Below are 23,070 nucleotides of genomic sequence, written 5' to 3'. Positions count from 1 at the left end.
TGATAATACCAGTTCTATATGAAGTTGCGCTTAAAATTCCCTCACATTGGAAATGTGGGGCTATACAAACAAAGCCCGCCTGCGCGGGCTAAATTTTAAGTTTGCTGCACTTCATGCACCCCAATGAATGCACATTGCCCTCAAAACAGAATTCTAGGGCTATACGAACCAAGTCCCTTCGGGTTCGCCAGTCCCCAGGGCGCGGGAAACCCGCCTTCAGGGCTGGTCTCACCAGTCGCCAGGGCGTGGGAAACCCCCCTGTAGCGCTGGACTCACCGCCTGCGCGGACTTGATTGAAGCCTGCGTAGCTCCCTCTTTGTTTGTGTAGCCGCGATTTCCAATCGTCGGCGTTTTTTCTCTCATTGGAATGCTCCTTTATGATGTATTGCGTAGTGTATTGAGAACTGCGATCGCTCTTGGGGGAATAGCTGTAAACCGAATCAAAAAATGATATCCGCTATCTCCCGATTGTTTGATGACTTTGGCATAGAAGTATTTTTCTTCTGTTTCCAGGTCTGCTTCAATTAATAATTTGAGTTTTAGATTGCTGAGGATGTCTAAAGAATGTGGCGATCGCAAATGCGCCCCTTTTTCTGAAAGACTCACTAATTCCCCCTGAAATACTGCTCCAACTGCGTGTTTTCCCTGCAAAACCGTATATTCCACTGGAACGACCTGCTCTAGATCGATGATGCCTTCATCATCTTGGGGTAAGAACAGGTTATAATCACCCCCAATGCCTCGAATTTCAAAAATTGTCACGGGTTCTTTCATGCCTTTAGGTTCTATTTGCAGCTGTCCGGTAACCTGGAGGTCAATATCAGCATCCTTGCGAGTATTTTCGGAAATTAAAATTTGTCCCCCCACTGTATAAGATTCGATTCGAGCTGCCAAATTGACATGACTGCCAATAACTGTGTACTGGGCGCGTTTTTGAGAACCGATGTTCCCCGCCACAACCTCGCCTGTATTGATCCCAATTCCCATTTCGAGCATTGGTAAATTCATTTGCTGAATTTGTTCGTTCACGTGCTGCATTGCTAATTGCATTCCTACAGCACAGGCGATGGCTCTTTGGGAATCATCATTACGATTTATGGGCGCACCAAACATGACAAAGATGCCATCACCCATAAAGTCACTAATTGTCCCTTTGTAGCGATCGATAACATCTGTCATGGCTCCTAAATAAAGATTGAGAACGTTGACGACTTGTTCGGGTGGTAATTGTTCGGAAAGAGCCGAGAAACCTCTAAGGTCGGAGACAAGGACTGTGACTTTTTTTCGCTCTCCCCCTAACTTTAAACCAGAAGGAGTTTCTAATATATTTGCAAGTATTTCATTTGTCAGATAGCGACCGAGAGTTTTTCTCATTTCGGTAGCACTTTGGGCAAGATACTGGGTAACAGCGATCGCCGAGCCTGCTAATGCTAGCAGTGAAGGGACAACGGGAATCCACCAACCAGCTAGAAACGCCATAAAGCTACCACCCAGCAGACAGCAACTGGCTAGGAAAATACTGACAATCGTGATATTTTTCTGAGTGTTATTGTGTCGTTGCACCCAACACAAAGTGGCACCAAAGATTGCTGCAATTAAAATCAACAACCATTCTAGCACCTCAGGTAAGCATTTTATGAGTGGACGATTATCCAAAGCCGCACTTAAAATTTGACTGATTAAATTAGCATGAATTGTTACACCCGCCATGCGTTTGGGGGAAGTTAATATATGACTGCTATAAGGCGTGTAGAATACATCTTTCAAACTTTCAGCAGATGCTCCAATTAATACCACCTTGCCACGCATTAAATCTGGCGGAATGCGGTCTTCTTGAACATTTGTGAGGGAAATTTTGGTAAACTGCTGTATCCCTCCCCGGTAATTTAACAGCACTTGGTAGCTACCAGCATCCGCTCGGACATAGCCCCCATCATTAGGTTCAAAAGTATAAAAAACACTTTCACCCAATTGCAAGTAATTGGAGTTACTTTTTGCTGGCTTTGCAGTAATCCCTTCAGGTTTTAAGTACAACAATGCGAGTTTTAACCCAAAACTTTCAAGAGTCTCCTCCTCGTTTAAATTTAGATACAACAATCCGCGCCGAACTTTACCATCGCTGTCTAAGGGGAAATCGTTGGCTCCAATTTGCTGGCGTTGTTTGAGTATGGGAGAGGGATTGACCGCAGAACTGTCGGAAGTATCGGAAACTTTTTGTACTCCAATTATATTGGGAGTGGACTCAAAGACCTCGCGCAGTTTTTGATGACCGGGCTCTACGGGTAAATCTCGATAGAGATCTAAACCTATGGCTCTAGGTTGCTGCTGTTTGATTTTCTCTAATACTCTAGCAAGCTCTCGATCGGATATGGGCCAATGACCTTGTTTGCGAATATCTGCTTCGTTAATATCAACTATCACAATACGTGTATCAACTGGCTCTCGAGGTCGGAGGAGAAAAAATTGATCCAGTGCTGCTAATTCTAATAATTGGAGTAATCCAGTTAAGCGGAGTGCGATTGTTAGGGCTGTAACACTGGGAAATGCAAATAAAATAACCCGCCATTGCCAAATTCGCGGTTTCAGCTTTGTCCACATCATTATTTTTTATCAAAAATTAGGAAACCGCAGATGCACGCAGATAAACCAATTAAATGGAGTCATAAATAATACGATTTCCTGGAAAAAGTTAGACCATTTCTCCAAAATCAGACGACAGATTGAAAAAAGATTTGCAGTTGCAATAGGGGTGCTACTGTATCTCAACTATTTCGGTGATGCATTTTCTGCCGTACAGCAATCGATCAATGGTTCTGAGGCGATCGCATTTAAACCAACTGATTTTAAAAATTGTCTCCAATTCATCTTTACTTTTAAGTTTTGTGGCTCAGTACGGCGCAGCTGCACGAGAGTTGTTAATCCTTCATGCCAAATCCCTGCTTCTGCATAAATAGCAGGTAACTTCCACAAATCTGCCTTGGCTAAGGCTTCCGACAGGGGTAATTCTGCTTGAGTGCGTTCTACCCAGCCATCGACAAGAGGATTCTCGCTAGCGTCTTCAGCATTGCAAACAATGGTGAAATACCAGTGATAAGTTTTACCCACGGCAAGTGCGGGAGCACTATCGGGAATTTTAAAGCTAATGATTCCGGGTTTATTGGGAAGAGTCAGGGATGTTTCATATAATACTTCTCGATCTTTATCAGCTAGAAGTACAAACTTGGCTGTTTGGGCCGAAGATGAAGGTACATACCAAAAAAATGTTGGACGTTCAGCTAATGTCAGCCCCAATTTCTCTGAAGGCGTTAAGGGGGTTAGTTGTTTGTTTCCTTTTAGACAAGAGACACTGCGAGTCCCTCCACCAGCACTTGCAGGAGGTTTTCCCCGCTTTGGTGGCTTAAAAACTTGACTGATTTGCCATGTTTTAGGTGTGTGGTAACTCTGGTTCTGCGGTGTGAGAGCAGAGACCCGAAGGAAATTCCAACAAACAGGTAAGGAAAGGGCTGCAAGATACAAAGATGCTTGAATCCATTTCATGTCGATATAAATGCATGAGTTTTAGAGATTGACTCTATTATTGTTCCCAAAACTTGGGTCGAATATCGATCGTTCGAGGGCTTTTGGGAATGCTATAGCTAGTAAGCTAGAGAATAAAGGTGCTGTTATGGCAAAATGGAGGGTATGTGATTTAATCCGATGGCATTCGCTTGTATTGCTAGCAGGTCGCACTAGTATTTTTTTTGCCAGCATTTTGTTGTTTGTTGAATCAAGTTCTGTCACTGCCAAAGAATCTTGGGTAGTGAATGTTACACAACGATCGCAGACAAGTTTGCCAAATTCAACTCCTGCTGATGCTGAAAAATTGTTTCAAGAGGGAAAACAACTCTACGAGCAAGGAACAGCAGAATCTTTGCTACAAGCGATCGCCAAATTTGAAGCTGTACTTCCACTGTATCGTAAATTGGGCGATCGCTCATCAGAAGCCTTCACCCTCGGTCATCTTGGTAAAATCTACTCAGATTTAGGACAGCAGAAAAAAGCACTGGATTATTTAAATCAAACCCTATCACTGAGGCGACAGATAGGAGATAAAAAAGGACAAACGATTACTCTGAGTAACATTGGCAAAGTCTACTTAGATTCAGGAGAACTCCAAAAAGCGTTGGACTATTTTCACCAAGCCCTGTTGCTCAAGCAACAGATGGGAGATAAAGCAGGAGAAGCTATCAGTCTTAACAACATTGGCAATGTCTACTTAGATTTAGGCGATCCGCAAAAGGCATTGAATTATTTTCAACAATCTCTTTCCTTGAGGAAACAGGTGGGAGATAAACGAGGGGAAGCTCGTACTCTTAATAATATTGGTTATGTCTACTTGGATTTTGGAGCACAGCAAAAAGCACTAGAATATTTCCGTCAATCTTTACCGTTGTATCAAAAAACAGGAGATAAGTCAGCAGAAGCACATACTCTCAATAATATCGGTACAGTCTACTTACACTTGAGAGAAACGCAAAAAGCGCTCGATTATTTTCAGCAATCCCTTGTTCTCAAACGACATACAGGAGACAAACTGGGGGAAGCTGGGAGCCTAAACAATATTGGTACAGTTTACTTAAATTTAGGAGAAAAACAAAAAGCGCTGGATTATTTCCAACAATCTTTACCTTTATTTCAATCTGTAGAAAATAAATTAGGGTTAGCAGCCAATCTTAATAATATTGGCAGAGTTCACTTAAGTTTGGGAGAACAGCAAAAAGCACTGGATTATTTCCACCAAGCTTTACCTGTATATCAACAGCTAGGAAACAGGGGAGGGGAAGCGCAGAGCTTGTATAACATTGCCTCCGTTCAACGGAATCAAGGCAATCTTAATGCAGCTCTCACTCAAATCAAAACAGTCATCGACATTGTAGAAGATTTACGCACCAAAATAAACTCCCAAGAACTGCGGGCTTCCTATTTTGCTACAGTACAAGATTATTATCAGTTTTATATTGATTTGCTCATGCAGTTGCACAAACAGCAACCATCTCAAGGATACGATGCTCTAGCACTGCAAACCAGCGAACGCGCCCGCGCCCGCAGTCTTTTGGAGTTGCTGACAGAAGCGAATGCAGATATTCGCCAAGGAGTGGACCCGAAGTTACTCTCTCAAGAACGTAACTTACGACAACAACTGGATGTTTTAGAAAAACGTCGGATACAGCTATTAGGTGGCGATCGCACTGAAGCACAGACACAAGCTTTAGAAAAAGAAAATGAAGCAGTTTTACAACAGTACGAGCAAGTCCAAGCACAGATCCGCGCTACGAGTCCCCGTTATGCAGCACTCACTCAACCTCAACCTCTTTCAGTTCCGCAAATTCAGCAACAAATTCTTGACGATCGCACACTGCTTTTAGAATATTCTTTGGGGGAAAAGCGCAGTTATCTTTGGGCAGTCACTAACAAAAAGATAACCAGTTACGAACTGCCCAAGCGTGCGGATATTGAAGCCGCTGTCCAAAAGTTTCGTCAATCCGTAACGACTCCATATCTCAAGCACAGTCCATCTATAGATACTCTATCTCAGCTAATAGTAGCACCAGTAGCTCAGCAACTGGGACAGAAACGCTTAGTCGTTGTTAGTGATGGAGCTTTGCAGTACGTGCCATTTGCCGCCCTGACTCTACCCAACTCACAAAATAATGGTAAATACGAACCGTTACTGCTCAACCACGAAATTATTACTCTACCCTCAGCGTCTACACTAGCGATACTCCGACGCGAACATAAAGAACGCAAACCTGCAACGAAAACATTAGCTGTGTTAGCAGATCCTATCTTTAGTGTTGATGATGAGCGTCTCCAAGGTAAAAGACAGGCGTCTCGCCCATCAAATTCAGAAAACAGTTTAGATAGTCTCAATTTAACCAGATCTGCCAGAGATTCAGACATTAGCTTTCAGCGCTTGCAGTTTACACGTCAAGAAGCAGAGCAAATTCTTGCTCTTGTTCCAACTAACGAAGGTAAGCCAGCTTTTGACTTTAGTGCAAGTCGTACCACGGCTACAAGTAGCGATTTGAGTCAATATCGCCTGATTCATTTTGCGACTCATGGCATCCTCAACAGCAAGCATCCAGAACTATCAGGAGTCGTGTTGTCGCTCTTTAATGACAAAGGAGTGCCGCAAAATGGGTTTTTGCGCTTGCACGATGTTTTTAACCTTAAGCTGCAAGCAGAACTGGTGGTACTTAGCGCCTGTAAAACTGGCTTGGGAGAGGAAGTTAAGGGAGAAGGATTGGTAGGGTTAACAAGGGGGTTTATGTATGCGGGTAGCCCGCGAGTTGTGGTGAGTCTTTGGAGTGTGGATGACCAAGCAACAGCAGAACTCATGAAGGCATTTTACAAGAAGATGCTAAAAGAAAAATTAACGCCTGCAGCAGCTTTGCGAGCAGCACAGGTAGAAATATGGCAGACTCAAAAATATGCTGCACCTTACTACTGGGCTGCTTTCACTTTACAAGGTGAATGGAATTAATATTAGGGGGATGTAGGGACAAGAAAGAGGTGTTTGTAACTCTTACACGGACTGCTACATCTTGCATGAATATTATCTCAAATGTACCAAGAGATTGATTGTTTCTGCATCGTCAAGCATGATAGTTGATATTTACATCACTTGATTGACATTGAGTTATTTCAATTTGGAGCAGCACAATGATTGACACAGCGTTGAATCAATGGCATGAACTGATTGGGGGTGCGTTTGCATTCAAATTCAATGCCTTTCAACGGATCGCAACGCTTCCCGACGGGCTCTGGTTAGCGTTGCTTGTCGTGCTGCTCTCAGGTCTATCGCTTGCGGTTGGACAATTCATTGTTCTGTTTATTAGCCGCGTTAAGTTATGGAGATTTGCGTTTAGCTTGTTGCTGAATGCAGTTCTGTTTACGGTTGGCTTTCTCTTTTTAACGCTGAGTACCTGGGTCATTTGTCTGCTACCTGGATCGACACGCGTACCGTTGCTGACCTTAATCGAAGTGTTTGGATTGGGATATGTTCCCCAGCTGTTTGGCTTTTTAGGAGCTTTGCCTTACTTGGGTTATCCGATCGCCAACCTGCTTTCCGTCTGGAACTTGTTAGCAATGGTCGTAGGGTTTGCTGCGGTGGCTCGGGTTGAAGTTGGATCTGCTTTGGTTTATGTGGCGCTCGGTTGGTTGGTAAAGCAGCTTTTAGAAGGTACCATCGGACAGCCCATTGCGCGTCTCGGTCGCAGTCTTGCCGATCGCGTTGCGGGAGTCGATTTGATCGATACGCGTGAAGAGCTTATAGAGCGGGTGTTGGAGGGGGGCAGACCGGCGGAGCCGATTATTACCGCATCTCAAACTCGATTCCCCGAAATTCAGGAATTTATTCAAGCTTCCGGTCGTTCTGCTTCAGAGAGAGCCCGTAGCGTCACTCAAAACCTGACAGATCGACCGAGCGTCTCAACTCCCCTGAACATCACTCAACGCACCAATACATCCGATCCACTCGTGCAACTCGACCGCAAAACGCAGGGCATTCCGCAGCCTGTAAAACTAGTACTGAGCTTGCTGGTGATGGCGATCGCCTTTATGATTATCCTAGTGCTGTTGCGTCCGATTCGCAACGGTTTATTCGGCTCTTACCCCAATCTACAGGGTTTGTGGCAGCTGATTTTCGATTTGGTTTGGATTGGTGTAGTTGCGCTCGTCTTTGCCGGAATTCTCGCACCACTGGAATCCCTGGGGTGGTGGGCTGGCTGGTATGATGACGAGATCGATACGTCTCCTACATCAGCAGGGATCGAGCGATCGACACACCATCCATCTGTCGATCGCTATGTCGTTTATCTTGATGGGGTTGGTCAGTCGGGAGCAGAATATACACCGGATATTGAAGATTTTTTGAAGGCGCTCGAACCCTCCTTACCTTCAGGTGTGGAATTAGTGCAGGGATTAATGATGTATTCGGTGCTGAACAAGCCCCTCAATGAAGACCGCCCGCTAGCATTTTTATGGCGTCTGGCAGATAAAATGCGGTGGACAAATCCGGCGGCTTTGTTAGGACTGCTGGTGAACTTGCGAAACGTAATTATTGTGGCGGTGTCTTCCGACAAACGCTATGGACCTATCTACAATCAAGGCATCGCTCAAGTCATTTTTGATGGTTTAATCAAGCGCGGTTACCAACCTAGAAGCGGCGTACCTATTACTCTACTTGGCTACAGCGGTGGCGGAGAAATGTCTGTTGCTGCTGCTCCCTACTTAAAGCGATCGACCGGAGCTCCGATTGATGTTATCTCCCTAGGTGGCGTGATGAGCGCTAACAACAATTTTTTGGTGTTGGAACATCTTTATCACATTGTTGGCGACAAAGACACCGTTGAGCGATTGGGTCCCATCGTATTTCCGGGTCGCTGGAAAATCTTCCCTCTATCTTACTGGAATCGAGGCAAGCGCGAAGGTAAAATTACCATCATTTCTGCTGGACCCGTCGGACATCAGGTTCCGGGGGGATATATGGACCCAAAAGCTACATTGGAAGATGGGCGGACTCACCTGCAACAGACAATCGAGATCCTTCTCCAAATTTTACGGGGCGAAGCACTTAAGGCGGATCGGTCGATTCCAGGAAAAACCAGCAACTACGCCCTGTCTCAAGCCGCAGACTTCAACCCTCGGTAGAGGAAGTTTGCAGCTTGTCTTAGAGGATATTTGAAAAGTCCTGTCATCAGTAGCAAAACATTCAAAATCCCCCTAAATCCCCCGATAAATTGGGGGACTTTAAGAGTATTTTCCCCCCTTTTTAAGGGGGGCTAGGGGGGATCGCTAAGTGCCTAAAATCATAGCTATATACTTAGATATTGATTTTGCAGCAAGTAAAGGCCAAGTAACTCCAAATGGCTAAAACGCTCATTATGATGTAATTATATCTGTGTGCAATCAACCGGATTTGATATCAGAAGCGCTCGCCAAAAAACTTCAAGAGCAAGAGAAGGAGGACAAATGACCCAAGCCTTAACCAAACGAGTAACTTTCGACGAATTTATTGCTTGGTACCCAGAAAACCCGCAACGACGCTATGAACTACACGATGGAGTAATTGTTGAAATGCCACCACCAACAGGAGACCACGAACAAGTTGTTGGGTTTTTAGTCGGAGAGATAGTCACAGAATACAAACGTTTGAAACTGCCTTATTTCATTCCCAAAACAGCATTTGTTAAACCGACCCAAAGCGAATCGGCTTACTCGCCGGATGTGCTGCTACTAAACAACCCTAACTTAATCAATGAACCTCTGTGGAAAAAGGAGTCAACTGTATCTGATGCAGCATCAGTTCCTTTAGTCATTGAGGTAGTCAGCACAAACTGGCGTGATGATTATCACAAAAAGCTCGCTGACTATGAGGAAATGGGTATTCCTGAGTACTGGATTGCAGATTACGCCGCGTTAGGTGGACGTAAGTTTATCGGTAATCCCAAGCAGCCAACTTTCTCTGTGTACTACCTAGTCGAAGATGAGTATCAGGTCAGCCAGTTCAGAGGAAGCGAACGCATTATCTCACCGACTTTTCCTGAATTAAATTTGACTGCTGACCAGATTTTTCGGGTAGCCAGCCGCAATTAACTTTCAAACAAAAAACCCGGATTGGCACGGTGACCCCATATTTGTCTCAGCAGTGTTATTGAGGTTGACTTGCACGATCGCCTATTGGTAGCCCTCCTACAACTCAAGAACAAAGTTCTTGCGGTAATTGTTTGACAACACGTTCAAAGGGTGTTAAATCGTCTAACCCATGCGCTACTATCAAAGCTCCTTGAATTGCTATGAGGGCATTTTGTGCTCGTTCTTTTGCTAAAGATTCTCTAAATCCTGCTTCTATTAAAACATTTGCGATCGCATCAATCCAAGCACGCAAAACTGCTTGCACTTTAGCATGAAAAACATCTCGTGCTGACCCCATCAATATTATAGCTGTCAAGCAGGGTTGTTCCCCACCGTCATATAATTCCAAAACGCGATCGCACATTCTACACAACCGAGTCCGCACATCTCCTTCTGAATGCAGCGCTTTTAAGATGTGTTGCTCAAACCAGCTATTGAGAAAATCCAATACAGCCATCATCATTTCATCTTTACCGCCAGGAAAATGATGATAGAGGCTTGCTTTCCCAAGCCCCGTTGCTTGAGATATTTTGGATAGGGTTGCGCCATCGTAGCCATATTGTCGAAATAATTGCAGCAAACAGGGGATGTAAGTATCTTTTGCCATGTATTGAGGAATTAAAAATTGACCTCTTGACATTATACCGAACGATTGGTACATTATCCATACTAAACGATTGGTATACAAAAAAATTCATGATTAAACTTTACGGTTACGAATTATCCGGTAACAGCTACAAACCCAGGCTTTTGCTATCGCTTTTAAATATTGAGTATGAATGGATTAAAGTTGATTTGATAAAGGGAGAACACAAGTCTCCTGAATTTCTTACCATCAACCCCTTTGGTCAAGTTCCCGTTCTTGTAGATGGCGATACCACGCTTGCAGATGCTCAAGCAATACTAGTCTATTTAGCTCGCCAGTATGGTGGCGAACAATGGTTACCTCTTGATGCTGTAGCACTGAGCCGAGTTGTGCGTTGGCTATCCACAACAGCAGGTGAAATCCGTCAGGGTCCGGAATTGGCACGTCGGTATCATCTGTTTAATGCCACTTATGTCGATATTGACTGGACAACCCAAAAAGCAGAATTTATTCTTACACAGCTTAACCAACATTTAAGCGATCGCCAATGGTTGGAGTGCGATCGCCCCACCATTGCAGATATAGCAGTTTTTCCCTACATTGCTCTTGCACCTGATGGCAAAATTTCACTGGAACCCTATCAACACGTTCTGAGTTGGATAGAACGAATCAAGCAACTACCAGGTTACACTCCTATGGTGGGATTGTAAACTACCGACGCCAACCTGCTGTGCAGCGAATATTCGTAATTCTAAGTTTGCGATCGTCTACAAGGTTTCAATTGTGAGTTATTTGATTAACACCAACCACTTAAGACTCTTTAACAACTAATCCCATTGGGCATAAAAGTTCTTAAGATAGTTTGACAGAGCCCAAGAAGAATTTGTTAATCGTGTTTTTGAAAATTCTCGATTTTGCTGTAGGGGGAGCGCACTTATAATAAATCTTACGATGACAAATACCGTAATTGATGGAGAAAATGGTGAATGACTGGGAACCCGGTCGGCTAAAGTTTGCATCGTTGAGCTACATCGCACTGTACTTTTATGTTGAATTTAACTCTCATTTTTAATTACATTGTGCCAAATTTGTTTGCCAGTACCATATTTGGTATATTTATCTCCGTTGCGATCGGTCTTGTTGTTGGATTAATCATTGGGGCAATTAAACACCGTATTAATAAAACGATGATTCCTGCAATCCTTGGTTCCTTCTTTGGGACAATGCTTATCTGCATGATGCCAACCTATTCCGTACCGGGACTGGTGCAATCCTGGGGAAAAGGTGGTGGTCTTGGCTCGTTACCAGTGTTATTTATGATGGTTAGTCTCGCCCCTATTGGTGGAATTTTGGGTGCAGTAGTAGGAAGTACGTATAAACAGAAATTTTTTCAAACACTGACATCTCAAAAACTTCTCATTATGCTGATTGCAACTTACACTCTTATGGCTGTTTGTATCTATGCCAGTTTTTCGCTCAGTTGCGCCAAACCCACTGTATCCCAATGGTACTGTACGGAAGTCGGGTTTTAGTAATCCTTATACTGGAAGCATTTTATATTATTTTCTCTTGAAAGTAATTAAAGAGGGCTCTTGGTCTTTCTTAATTAGCGATCTGCCGCTATGCTACAGCAAAGCGATGGCCTAAAAATTTTCCTATTTTCAAATACACTTTTTGACACCTTTATCAGTTTGGAAGTTCTAAAGCATAAAACTTCAGGGCTTTAGCAATCAAGTTGGGCGAGTCAAGCTCGTGATATGATTTTGTTACGTGTCGGAGTTTATGTGAAGTGGTATTGTCTCAAACAAAGCTAACAAATTATCAATTGCCTCTAAAAAATCTACGTTTATTGGTAATTATTATATTGGTTATAGGTATATTTCTTCGTGTTGTTAACCTCGATAAAAAACCTTTTGATGGAGATGAATTTATTACTTTAACACGAGCAGGCGGGCATCAAAGAGAAACTGTACTTTCAATTCCTAGGGATAAGATTATTACGCCTGAAGAAATGAAAAAGTTTTGGCAAATTGCTCCAGAAACTAACGTGTTCGATACCATAAAAATTACAGCAAATGAAGCTCCCCAACACGTACCACTTTATTTTGTATTAGTTAGGATTTGGATGCAATGGTTTGGTACTTCTCTCATAGCAATGAGAAGCTTTACAGTCTTGACTAGCTTTCTGGTATTTTTTGCTATTTACTGGCTGTGTATGGAACTATTTAAATCACCAGTAGTAGCATCAATCTCTGTAGCTTTAATTGCCGTTTCACCTATTCATATTGCTCACGCTCAAATTGCTAGACCTAGAATGTTATGGATTTTAATGTTCTTACTATCAAGTGCAGCTTTCCTGCGGGCGGTGGAGTTCAATCGCAAGAAAGATTGGTTGATTTATGGAGTGATTTCAGTACTCAATGTTTATTCTTTTTTCTTTTCAAATCTCGTTCTTATTGGACATGGAGTTTATCTCCTTATTAAGGAAAAATTTTCTCTAACACACAAAATTAAAAAATATTTATCAACTGTTATTTTTGTTCTTGTGATATATTCTCCTTGGATATTAGTTTTACTCACTAATTCAGAGACCGCTAAAATTAGAACAGACTGGACAAATGAGCCTGCTGCTTTTACGGATTTATTCTGTTCTTGGACAAAGATTATTTGTGATATTTTTATTTATTGGCATGATTTTTTTGAAAAAAAGTTTTTACTTTCTGAAGAAGCCTTTGTAGCTGTGTTTGGGGGAATTTTTGTTCCTTTAGCTATTTATGCATTTTATTTTCTTTACAAGCACGCCCCAAAAGATACTTGGCTGTTTATTATGTGCTTCACTGGAGTAACTGCACTTGCCATTGCGATACCAGATTTAACATTAGGGGGAAGGCGTTCTGCTATAGATAGATATATACTTCCGTGTGTTTTAGGAGTTCAAATAGCGATCGCTTATTTACTAGCGACAAAAATAACTAAACCTTCGATTCCAGTCCATACAAAATTGTGGCGAATTGCCTTTACTGTAATCATCTCTATTGGAATTTTATCTTGTGCAATAAGTTCTTCAACAGAAACTTGGAATGGAAAAGAAAACTTTGTCAGTCAGTCATCTAATATAATCAACGAAGCAAGTCGTCCGCTTTTAATATCAGATGCAGAGGTTTTCGCCGTAGCTCCTTTAAACTATGAACTGGCTTCTCATGTCAAAGTCCTGCTGGTATCTCACCCAACAAAGGTCGTAATTCCCAATGAGTTCAGCAATGTGTTCTTAGTTTATCCCTCTCAAGAGCTAGTTTCTTATCTCAAGCAACAACAATTCAAAATTGAACCAGCATATCAAGATTTATATTTAAATACCTTTGTCTGGAAAGCTTCATTTCCAACTACGCTTTGGAAAATAGAGCGCTAAACAAACTTTAAATAAAATTATTAGGGCAAACGGTTGTTCTCCCTTCCATACCCTTCTATGGAATTATTCTTAAAACACCGTTTTAGTCCGGACTTCACAAGCGATCGCTCCATCAGTAAGTCTTGTCATGCGGATTTCCACACGTAGAATTGCGCGATCGCTTCGCTCCAGCCCAGAGGGCAGATCGCATGAAGTGCCTACCTCACGCAATTGCACGTCTCCAGAGTGCGGAAAAGCTAGTGGTTCACCACATTAATTTCGATGGGTAGTGCGTTCACTTACCCACTCTCGTTCCCAGGTTCTACCTGGGAATGCATACAGCGAGGCTCTGCCTCGCACTCCACTGGAGGCGGAGCCTCCAAAGACAGCATTCCCAGGCTGAGCCTGGGAACGAGGTGAGTGACCATCAAAACTTATGTGGTGAACTACTAGGGCGATCCGCAACTAATTTACAATCGAGGATCGACTGGCTCGCTCTCTAGAGCTAAAATACCAAAAACGCACTCATGGATGCGACGTAGGGGCGCACGAGCCACAAAACGCTCCAATGCTTCAACACCTAAGGCAAACTCTCGCATGGCAAGAGAACGTTTGAGGGAGAGTCCCCGGTGACGCAAGCGTGCTAAATTTTCAGTTTTTGAGTATTCAGGACCGTAGATAATCCGCAGATATTCCCGTCCGCGACACTTAATAGCAGGCTGCACGATACCGCGATTTTCTTGAACTATAAATTGCATTGGCTTGACGACCATACCTTCACCTCCTGCATTTGTGAGTTCTTCCCACCAACGGACTCCATCTGCTTGGCTGTTGGGATCGGTTAAATCGATCGCCTTGTAGTTGGTTGCAAAAAGCAGGTTGGGGTCAGACTGGCAAATTTTGGCAATTTGTTCCATGTGCCAGAGATGGTCTTTATCGGTATGGGCTGCTCCCTCTGTTGCTAATATGTGGAAGGGGGCAAGTTTGAGGTGAGAAATATCACTGACTGGCCAGCAGTAACGGCGGTAGGCATTGACGTACTGATGGGCCATTTTGACTCGTTCTTGGTAAGAACTGAGTTGATTGCTGACATCTACACCCCGGTGACTGGCTTGTTGTAACAAGGTTACAGCATCGGTTAAGGAAAGGCGCGATGCAATTCCAACAGGTGCATACTGTTGCTGTAATAATGCTTGGGCTTTGGCAGACCAAGGCATCAATTCGCAATCCAAGCAAACCCATTCTGTATTAAATGTTTCCCAAAAACCACTGTGTGAAAGGGCAGCATTCAATCGGGTCAAAAATTCTTGCTCTAGCTGTAAATTATCAAAAAATCTTCTTCCCGTGCGGGTATAGCAAATTCCGATTCCCTCATCCACTACACCAAATCGTTTTTTCGCTGCTATTTCATCTCGACAGACGATCGCGATCGCCCGAGAACCCATGTGCTTTTCTTCGCAAACAACTTTCGTAATTCCACGGCTTTGATAGTAGGCAAAAGCCGGAATCGGATGTTCTAAATAACCCGGTTCTTCAGATGTTTCTACAGGAGACATGGTAGGTGGTAAGTAAATCAGCCATTTGGGATTAGCAGCAAAACGGCTCATCACCTCTAAGGCTGCGATCGCATTTTCTTCGCGAATCGTAATTTTAGCTTTGAGTCGAGTATCAATGATGCGCTTCCCGAGGACATCCTCAATATTAAGCACATCATCATATTCCTGCTGCAAGGAAGCACCCCGCGTTTCCACAATTGGTTTGATAGGTTCGCAATAAGTCTGAAAAGCAGGAATGCTAACCAGTTCCCTTTCTGGATAACGCAATGCAGTTAATTTCCCACCAAACACACACCCCGTATCAATATCAATAGTATTATTCAACCATTCAGGTTCTGGAACAGGAGTATGTCCGTAAACAACAACCGCCTCACCGCGATAATCTGCAGACCAATTGTAACGAACGGGCAAACCAAACTCATCAATTTCTCCAGTCGTTTCACCATATATAGCAAACTCCCGTACAGCCCCAGAACCCCGCCCGTGCATTTCCTGTTTTAATCCCGCATGAGCAACCACCAGCTGTCCCTTGTCAAAAACATAATGACTTATCAGGGAATTGAGGAACTCACACAACTGTTTTGTAAAAGATTCACGCACATCCTCTGGCAAAAGCTCAATTTCAGCCAAAGTTTGCTCCAATCCATGATTTACCTTAACATTTTTACCTCGTAATTTCCGCAATAGCTTGTTTTCATGATTACCTAGAATGCAGAAACCCGTTCCTGCTGCAACCATGTTCCGCACAAGTTTTACCGTATCCAAGATCCGAGGTCCCCGGTCTACAAGGTCACCTAAAAAAACTGCTTTGCGTCCTTCAGGGTGGTAGTAGGTGGGGAAGTCCCAATGAGGAGAGGGGGAGGGGGAGATGGGGAGAGGGGGGGATTGGGTAAACAAGGGAGAAGATTCTACCTTGTCTTCCTTGTCTTTTTGGTAGCCCAACTTTTGCAATAGAGCTTCAAGTTCATCACAGCAACCGTGAAGATCGCCGATGATATCAAAAGGACCAAGTTCGTGTTTGCGGTTGTTCCAGAGTGGTTGACGCTCAATTTCTACAGTTTCTATTTCCTCTACGGAATTGAGAGTGTAGACATAGCGGAAACCTTCTTTTTCCAAACCTCGCAGCGATCGCAACAGAAAATGAGTGTGACGGCGCACTACATGAGGACCAAACTGACGGTCTGGTCGTTGTTGGTTGCGTTGGTGACAAAGTTCTTCTGGAAGATTGAAAGCGATCGCCACAGACAAAAAGTGATACTCTCGTGCCAGTGCTAGCAATTTTTTGCGGTCTTCCGGGTAAACATTAGTAGCATCTATAACAGTGAGTTTACCGATCGCCAATCGCTTAGCTGCAATATAGTACAACACATCAAAAGCAGCAGAACTTGCAGCCTGATTGTTTTCATCATCAGACACCAGTCCCCTACAAAAATCTGAAGATAATATCTCAAAGGGGTGAAAGTTTTTGCGAGCAAATGTTGATTTACCAGAACCAGAAGCTCCGATAAGAACAACTAGAGATAATTCGGGAAGTGTTATTTTCATGTTAATGGCTAATGGCTAATGGCTAATGGCTAATGGTTAATGAATAATTACAATGAACTGTTAATAATTTTTGTAATAAACTGGCTGTATTCATCCTTCATAGGTAAATTAAAATCATGGAGAATGCGCCGTCGCGTGGTGGGAACAACTTCACCGTTTACGGGATTGTAACCCAATTTTTCATATTCTTCCCAATACAAACCTACACCTCGTTTTTGCCAGTTAGGTAACTGATTGAAATTAATACCGTACTGAAACAAAAGTTCGTTTTTATCAGCAACAGACATTTTCTGAAGTCTTTTGGTAGCTTGGGTTGCATTATTACCATCTCGCCGCAAACTCCAGTAACAGTGGGAGTTAAGAGAATTTCTATGAGCGTCTTCATGTCGCCAACGGAAATAATTTACAACTTCTTCCATACTGGGTAGTTGGGATATGCGACAATCAAAAGCACCGATATCACCAAGCAATAAAGAAAACTTAGCACTTGCTTCTCCTGCTAAAACTGAATTTAGTTTTCTTAACTTACGACCAAAACTATTTTCGTTACGAGAAAACAGCAACGAGATTTCATCACTTTGGGTATAGCCATAAATAATATCTATTCCACAATGCATTAAATATTCAGTTGTTGTCAGCATCATGTCGCGAAATTTTTCATCATAAGGAGCTTCAAATTGATGGGTTTCTTTAGTCAATCGAGTAAAGCTACGCCCATCTAATCTTGCTACAATATAAATTCCGGGCAGTACACAATAGTCGTGTGCTGTCTCAAAAACCCGCATTTTACTATCAAGTTCATCAAATTTCATTTGTGAGGGGTTAGTTGTTTATAATTTGTAATTTGTAAGTTTCTATTAGCAATTAGCCATTAGCAATTAGCCATTAGCAATTAGCAATTAGCCATTAGCCATTAGCAATTAACCCTTCTCAACACCGCCATTTGTGTAGGCGAACCTACCTCTGAATCTTCTGCTCCAATAGGTTGAAATTGCACTGTGTAACCAAAACGTTTTGCTACAGTATTTGCCCAAGTTTGAAATTCTTGACGGGTCCACTCAAAACGATGGTCTCTATGGCGCAGTTTTCCTGCTGGTAAGTTCTCAAATTTGATGTTGTATTCAATATTGGGAGTAGTGACTATAACTGTTGTTGGCTGGGCAAACTCGAATAACGATCGCTCAAAGGCTGCAAGGCGGGGTAAATCGAGATGTTCGATGACTTCTACGACGGTGGCTGCATCGTGTCCGGTAAAACGCTTATCCTGGTAGGTCAGCGCACTTTGAAACAGTTGCATCCGGTTCCACTGGTTTTTTGGTAAACGCAGGCGGTCTAGTCTTTCTTGTGCTACTTCTAGGGAACGATAGGATACGTCTACACCTGTAATCTGTTCAAAAAAGCTGTCTTGAAGTAGTACTTTCATTAAGCTACCCTGACCGCAACCTAGATCGATGACTCGCTTTGCACTATTTTCTTTTAAAGCGGCTACAACTGCATTTAACCTCTGCTGATTTAAGCTGATGGGCTTTTCTACCTCTGCTTCTTCCTCAGCATGGCTTTCTTGGGAGGAATCTGGATCGGGTTGGTCTTCTTCTGCTAATTTTGCTAAAGCAGCACGCGTGAGGCGGTGCTGTCGTTTTAGGTAGCGACGGGTAATTTCTTGTTTTGCTGGATGTGCTGTTAACCACCCTTCTCCATGATGCAGGAGCTTTTGAACTTCTTGTTCGCTGACCCAGTAGTGTTTCTCATCATCTAAAACGGGGATGAGTACGTAGAGATGACTGAGTAGCTCCCTCAGAGGCAAAGTATGCTGCAATTCTACTGTGTAATATCGGCTCTGTCCCCAATCGGGAAATTCTTCATCGAGTTGGTGACTTTCGGCATTGACAGTATAGCCTAATGGTTCAAATAACTGGCGCAAGAAAACTTCACCACCCCGACACGGTAAAACACTTAATCTGGCAAAGAGGGGTATGGGTGTTTGTACCATTTCGGGTCGTTCTTTACACCGCCCTGCAAGGGCTGTACTGAAAACTTGGGCGATCGCAACACTAAAAAATGATGAAGCCACATAAGGGCGATCGCTCACGTACTCTGCCAAAGTTGCACCGCGTCCCCGCACTAACTTTATCTGGTCGATATCCAATAACAGCGCCGCCGTGCATCTGTCTTCGCTAAGCTCTGGGTAAAAGACGTGTGCTTGTCCAAAGGAGAGCGAAAAGGATTGACAGCGCTCTGGATGTTTGTGCAGGAGATAACCCAAGTCAGTTGTTGGGTTGTGTGTGGTGGTTATGGTCAGAAGCATTCTTTTTCGATTAATATATATTACATTAATACTACATGAGTAGTCTTAAGGGTATTTAGGAGTCAAATAACTTTACAGTTATAGCTGACTCATGCAAACAGTGTCAGTGGAGAAAATGGGAACCGTGCAAACGAAGTTCTGTTAGACACTTTTATTTGGTCTGTAGGAGCCGTTTAGCGTGTGTATTGGGAGTATGCCAATTTGAAAAAAACAAGTTTGCGATTGAAATCGCGGCTATACAAACGAAACCTGCCTACGCAGGTTATTTTTAACAAAGTCCACGTAGGTGGTGAGTCCAGCCCTGTAGGCGGTGAGACCAGTGCTGTAGGCGGTGAGACCAGTGCTGTAGGCGGTGAGACCAGTGCTGTAGGCGGGTTTCCCGCGCCCTGGCAACTGGCGAACAAGGGAGGGGTTTCCCGCGCCCTGGCAACTGGTGAACAAGGGAGGGGGGTTTCCCCCCAACCCCACTTCGTGGGGACCCCAAAGCCCCCCGTTGAGGCGACTGCTCTGGGTTCCCCCCGTTGTTCGCGTAGCGTCTCCGCTCCTGAGATAGCGCCTGTCGTCTCGAATTCTATTCTGAGGACATTTTGCCAAAACGGGATACTTCCTGTGTATTGCCACTACATACTACTAATGATTCTTTCCACTGATTTACTTATTGCAACCAAAATTTTTTCTTGATTATCTGTTCTTTAGCTAATTTATCTATTTTTTAGCTCTTTGAACTATTAAAAAAAAATCTATTTTAACCAAAAAATATTCATGTAATAATAGCAGCTAATTCCAACAATTCATACTACTAGATTGATAATTCATAAAAGATTTAAATTTTATCTTTTTAACTTTATGAATACTTGATTTAGACATGATTTCTATCCAATGGAGGAAGACGCAAAGAAAAACTGGCGCTGTTCGCCAAAGTGTGGCGTCAGCTATAGCACGACTACACACTTACAATTACCAACCACTAACGACTATCAGGGAAAAAAGCAATGAATGGCACCTACAACCAAAATTTAGTGGCATTATCTATAGCGATCGCAGTCTTTGCTTCCTACACGGGGTTAAACCTAGCAGGACACATGAGTGCAGTCAGTAAAAAAGTCAGAATCGCTTGGTTAATTGGAGGTGCGATCGCTATAGGAATTGGTATCTGGTCAATGCACTTTGTTGCCATGTTAGCCTTATACCTACCAACACCTATTTCTTACGATTTAGGCAAAGTTTTATTCTCAATATTACCTGCAATTCTTGCTTCAGGAGCCGCACTTTTTTTAGTCAGTTGCCCGATTTTAGGTTTTGGGAGATTGTTAATTGGAGGCGTATTGATGGGTTTGGGCATTGCCTGCATGCACTATACGGGTATGGGAGCAATGCAGATGGCAGTCAATACGCAATATGACCCTTTATGGTTTGCAGGTTCTTTAATCATTGCTGTTGCTGCTTCAATTACAGCTTTATGGCTGGGCTTTTACACCCGGAAAACCAAGGCTGGAAGTTTTATTAAGATTTCAAGTGCTATTGCTATGGGAATTGCTATTTCCGGGATGCACTACACAGGGATGGCTGGAGCTTCTTTTACACCCAATAAGTTAGCGCAAACAGTTTCTTTTGTACAAGACGTTCAAACAGATGATACTTTGTTAGGTATTTGTCTGGGGCTAGCAACTTTTATCATTCTGGGTTTTACGCTACTCACTTCCCTTGTCGATAGACATTTATATACTCAAACCAAGATTCTCAAACAGCAACAAGCAGACGCTTTGCGATCGCAACAATTTACAGACATGACTCTCCGAATCAGACGCTGGTTGAGTTTGGATGATGTGCTCAACACTGCTGTCAATGAAATTCGTCAAGCTCTAGATATAGATCGTGTTATCATTTATCGCTTCAAGCCTGATTGGAGTGGCACGATTGTTGCCGAATCAGTGACACGCACCTGGATGCGAACAATAGGCAAAACATTGAACGATCCAATGAACGAACACTGTAGGGAGTTGTACAAAAATGGAAGAGTTAGAGCAACTAATAATATTTACGAAGCAGGCTTTACAGATTGCCACCGCGAGATATTAGAAAATCTTCAAGTGAAGGCAAATGTGGTTGCACCAATTGTCATTAACGATGCGCTTGTTGGGTTGTTGTGCGCTCATCAATGTTCTGGATTTCGGAAATGGCAGCAATCGGAAGTGGATTTGTTCGGACAGTTGGCAATTCAAGTCAGTATCGCCATAGAACATGCAAATCTGTTACACGAATTGCGACAGGCGCAGGAAGTGTTGTGGTTGCGCGATCGCGCGATCGCAGCAGCAAGTAATGCCATCATCATTACCGACGCTAGGCAATCGGATAATCCCATTATCTTTTGCAACACTGCTTTTGAGAACATCACTGGCTATTCGTCACAAGAAGTTATGGGACGCAATTGTCGCTTCTTGCAAGGAAGAGACACAGATCCGGCGACTGTGGGAGAAATACGCAATGCCTTGCAACAAAGACGTGATTGCCAAGTCATTATCAAGAACTATCGTAAAGATGGCACTCCTTTCTGGAATCAATTGACAGTTTCACCAGTCAAAGATGCTTCAGGACAAGTGAGTCATTTTATTGGAGTGCAAGCAGATATTACAGAAAGAATGCAAGCACAGCAAGAATTAGAATCCAGTAAAGAAACTTTGCAAAGACAGGTTGTAGAACTGCTCAACGATGTTCAAGAAGCTGCTAAAGGCGATTTAACCGTGCGTGCAGAAATTACACCAGGAGAAATTGGGGTGATTGCTGACTTTTTCAATCTTATTATTGAAAGTCTGCAACAAATTGTTATATCTGTAAAAAATACAGCCCGACAGGTAAACGTATCTGTTGGAGACAATTCAGAAGCAATGCACGAGTTAGCAGATGAAGCACTTCAACAAGCCGAAGAGATTAACTATATTTTGGAATCATTGGATTCCATGGCGCTGTCAATTCAAGATGTGGCGGACAACGCTCATAAAGCAACAGAGATGGCTCGCAGTGCATCGACAACTGCCAAGGCAGGAAGAAATGCAATGGAACATACTGTTAATAATATTATGAACTTGCGGTTGACAATTTCAGAGACTGCCAAAAAAGTCAAGAGATTGGGTGAAGCATCTCAAGAAATTACCAAAGTTGTGTCCATGATTAACCAAATTGCCCTGCAAACTAACGTACTCTCTATTAACACGAGTATTGAAGCAGCAAAAGTAGGCGTGGAAGGTCAAGCCTTTACGGTGGTTGCAGAAGAAATTGGTGGATTAGCTCTTCGCGCTTCCCAAGCAACGAAAGATATTGAACAAATTGTGGACAATATTCAGTTAGAAGCAAGAGCCGCAATCAAAGCTGTGGAACAGGGATTGACACAAGTGGTAGATGGAACTGAGTGTGTCCAAGATGCAAAGCTCCAGCTTGGTGAAATTTTAGATGTTTCTTGCCAAATTGATAATTTACTCCATTCTATTTCCAATACCACCGTTTCTCAAGCAGCAACTTCTCAAGCAGTGGTATGCTTGATGAAGCAAATTGCTGACAGTTCTTTGCGGACAAGCGATTTATCTCGTCAAGTTTCTACTTCTTTACTGCAAACTGTGGAGATGGCGCAGGAGTTTCAGGCTTCAGTTGGTGTTTTCAAAACAGAAAGAGTGCGGCGTTGATAGGTAAACAGCAAATAGCGACTGCTCAGTCAATACTTTTGCCAAAACGCCCTCACTCTGGAAGAGTAGGGCTGTACAAATAAAGCCCACGCAGGTGGGCTTTGGGTTTTAGCCCACGCAGGTGGGCTTTGTTTATGTAGCCACAGACTTCCAGTCTGTAGGGTTTTTAAGAAATTGGCAAAGGTATTGATTTCATAACACAATTCTGTTTCTTCTTGCCAACTATAGGATGACAGTCAATGAGAAAATAACATTTATTAATAAGAAAATAATCAATTTTTGATTGATATTAAATATAGTAAAATGTGTTTATCTTTGCGTCTTTTCCTACTTTTCAG

The 23,070-nt window shown here is 43.0% G+C and carries 14 protein-coding genes; 7 read left to right on the top strand and 7 right to left on the bottom strand.

The window, feature by feature from the left end; genetic code table 11:
- Nucleotides 1-375: 375 nt before the first annotated feature.
- Both AB0756_RS20315 and AB0756_RS20310 read right to left on the bottom strand, forming a co-directional pair.
- Nucleotides 376-2,601, bottom strand: coding sequence for a CHASE2 domain-containing protein (locus tag AB0756_RS20315; RefSeq protein ID WP_038079986.1), 2,226 nt, complete (start codon nt 2,599-2,601; stop codon nt 376-378).
- Between the two features lie 165 nt (nt 2,602-2,766).
- A complete protein-coding gene (locus AB0756_RS20310; protein ID WP_038079988.1) occupies nt 2,767-3,537 on the bottom strand; it encodes a DUF928 domain-containing protein in 771 nt (256 codons plus the stop codon).
- Between the two features lie 127 nt (nt 3,538-3,664).
- Here AB0756_RS20310 and AB0756_RS20305 point away from each other — a divergent pair, with 127 nt between their 5' ends.
- The 3 genes from AB0756_RS20305 (at nt 3,665) to AB0756_RS20295 (ending at nt 9,636) form a co-directional block, all read left to right on the top strand.
- Nucleotides 3,665-6,523: a CHAT domain-containing tetratricopeptide repeat protein gene (locus AB0756_RS20305; RefSeq protein WP_038079990.1), complete on the top strand. Its 2,859-nt coding sequence runs from the start codon at nt 3,665-3,667 to the stop codon at nt 6,521-6,523.
- A 179-nt stretch (nt 6,524-6,702) separates the two neighbouring features.
- Nucleotides 6,703-8,691 carry a hypothetical protein gene (locus tag AB0756_RS20300; RefSeq protein ID WP_050046610.1) on the top strand — a complete coding sequence of 663 codons (1,989 nt, stop codon included), beginning with the start codon at nt 6,703-6,705 and terminating at the stop codon, nt 8,689-8,691.
- 321 nt (nt 8,692-9,012) lie between these two features.
- Nucleotides 9,013-9,636 carry a Uma2 family endonuclease gene (locus tag AB0756_RS20295; protein ID WP_038081700.1) on the top strand — a complete coding sequence of 208 codons (624 nt, stop codon included), beginning with the start codon at nt 9,013-9,015 and terminating at the stop codon, nt 9,634-9,636.
- A gap of 103 nt (nt 9,637-9,739) precedes the next feature.
- Here AB0756_RS20295 and AB0756_RS20290 read toward each other — a convergent pair whose 3' ends face one another.
- Entirely contained in the window at nt 9,740-10,315 is a 576-nt protein-coding gene (locus tag AB0756_RS20290) for a TetR/AcrR family transcriptional regulator (RefSeq protein ID WP_237265993.1), read from the bottom strand.
- Nucleotides 10,316-10,371: 56 nt separating this feature from the next.
- Here AB0756_RS20290 and AB0756_RS20285 point away from each other — a divergent pair, with 56 nt between their 5' ends.
- The 3 genes from AB0756_RS20285 (at nt 10,372) to AB0756_RS20275 (ending at nt 13,670) form a co-directional block, all read left to right on the top strand.
- Entirely contained in the window at nt 10,372-10,971 is a 600-nt protein-coding gene (locus tag AB0756_RS20285; protein ID WP_038081701.1) for a glutathione S-transferase family protein, read from the top strand.
- 336 nt (nt 10,972-11,307) lie between these two features.
- Nucleotides 11,308-11,793, top strand: coding sequence for a hypothetical protein (locus AB0756_RS20280; protein WP_038081667.1), 486 nt, complete (start codon nt 11,308-11,310; stop codon nt 11,791-11,793).
- Between the two features lie 479 nt (nt 11,794-12,272).
- Nucleotides 12,273-13,670, top strand: a complete 1,398-nt coding sequence (locus AB0756_RS20275; protein ID WP_408019771.1) for a glycosyltransferase family 39 protein — start codon at nt 12,273-12,275, stop codon at nt 13,668-13,670.
- Between the two features lie 69 nt (nt 13,671-13,739).
- Here AB0756_RS20275 and AB0756_RS20270 read toward each other — a convergent pair whose 3' ends face one another.
- The 4 genes from AB0756_RS20270 to AB0756_RS20255 form a co-directional block, all read right to left on the bottom strand.
- Nucleotides 13,740-13,886 (bottom strand): hypothetical protein, encoded by a 147-nt coding sequence (locus tag AB0756_RS20270; protein ID WP_153021425.1) that lies wholly within the window; start codon nt 13,884-13,886, stop codon nt 13,740-13,742.
- A gap of 233 nt (nt 13,887-14,119) precedes the next feature.
- On the bottom strand, nt 14,120-16,750 hold the full coding sequence (locus AB0756_RS20265) for a polynucleotide kinase-phosphatase (protein ID WP_050046608.1): 2,631 nt from the start codon (nt 16,748-16,750) through the stop codon (nt 14,120-14,122).
- Nucleotides 16,751-16,797: 47 nt separating this feature from the next.
- On the bottom strand, nt 16,798-17,562 hold the full coding sequence (locus AB0756_RS20260) for a tRNA(His) guanylyltransferase Thg1 family protein (RefSeq protein WP_038081669.1): 765 nt from the start codon (nt 17,560-17,562) through the stop codon (nt 16,798-16,800).
- 101 nt (nt 17,563-17,663) lie between these two features.
- The gene (locus tag AB0756_RS20255) at nt 17,664-19,055 is read right to left on the bottom strand and encodes a 3' terminal RNA ribose 2'-O-methyltransferase Hen1 (RefSeq protein WP_038083431.1); all 1,392 of its coding nucleotides are present in this window, start codon (nt 19,053-19,055) and stop codon (nt 17,664-17,666) included.
- Between the two features lie 992 nt (nt 19,056-20,047).
- Here AB0756_RS20255 and AB0756_RS20250 point away from each other — a divergent pair.
- A complete protein-coding gene (locus AB0756_RS20250; RefSeq protein WP_050046606.1) occupies nt 20,048-22,732 on the top strand; it encodes an MHYT domain-containing protein in 2,685 nt (894 codons plus the stop codon).
- The last annotated feature ends 338 nt before the right edge of the window (nt 22,733-23,070 follow it).

Source organism: Tolypothrix campylonemoides VB511288_2, from assembly GCF_045999855.1.
GTDB lineage: Bacteria > Cyanobacteriota > Cyanobacteriia > Cyanobacteriales > Nostocaceae > Scytonema > Scytonema bouteillei_A.
This window is presented reverse-complemented; position numbering and strand designations above follow the sequence as displayed.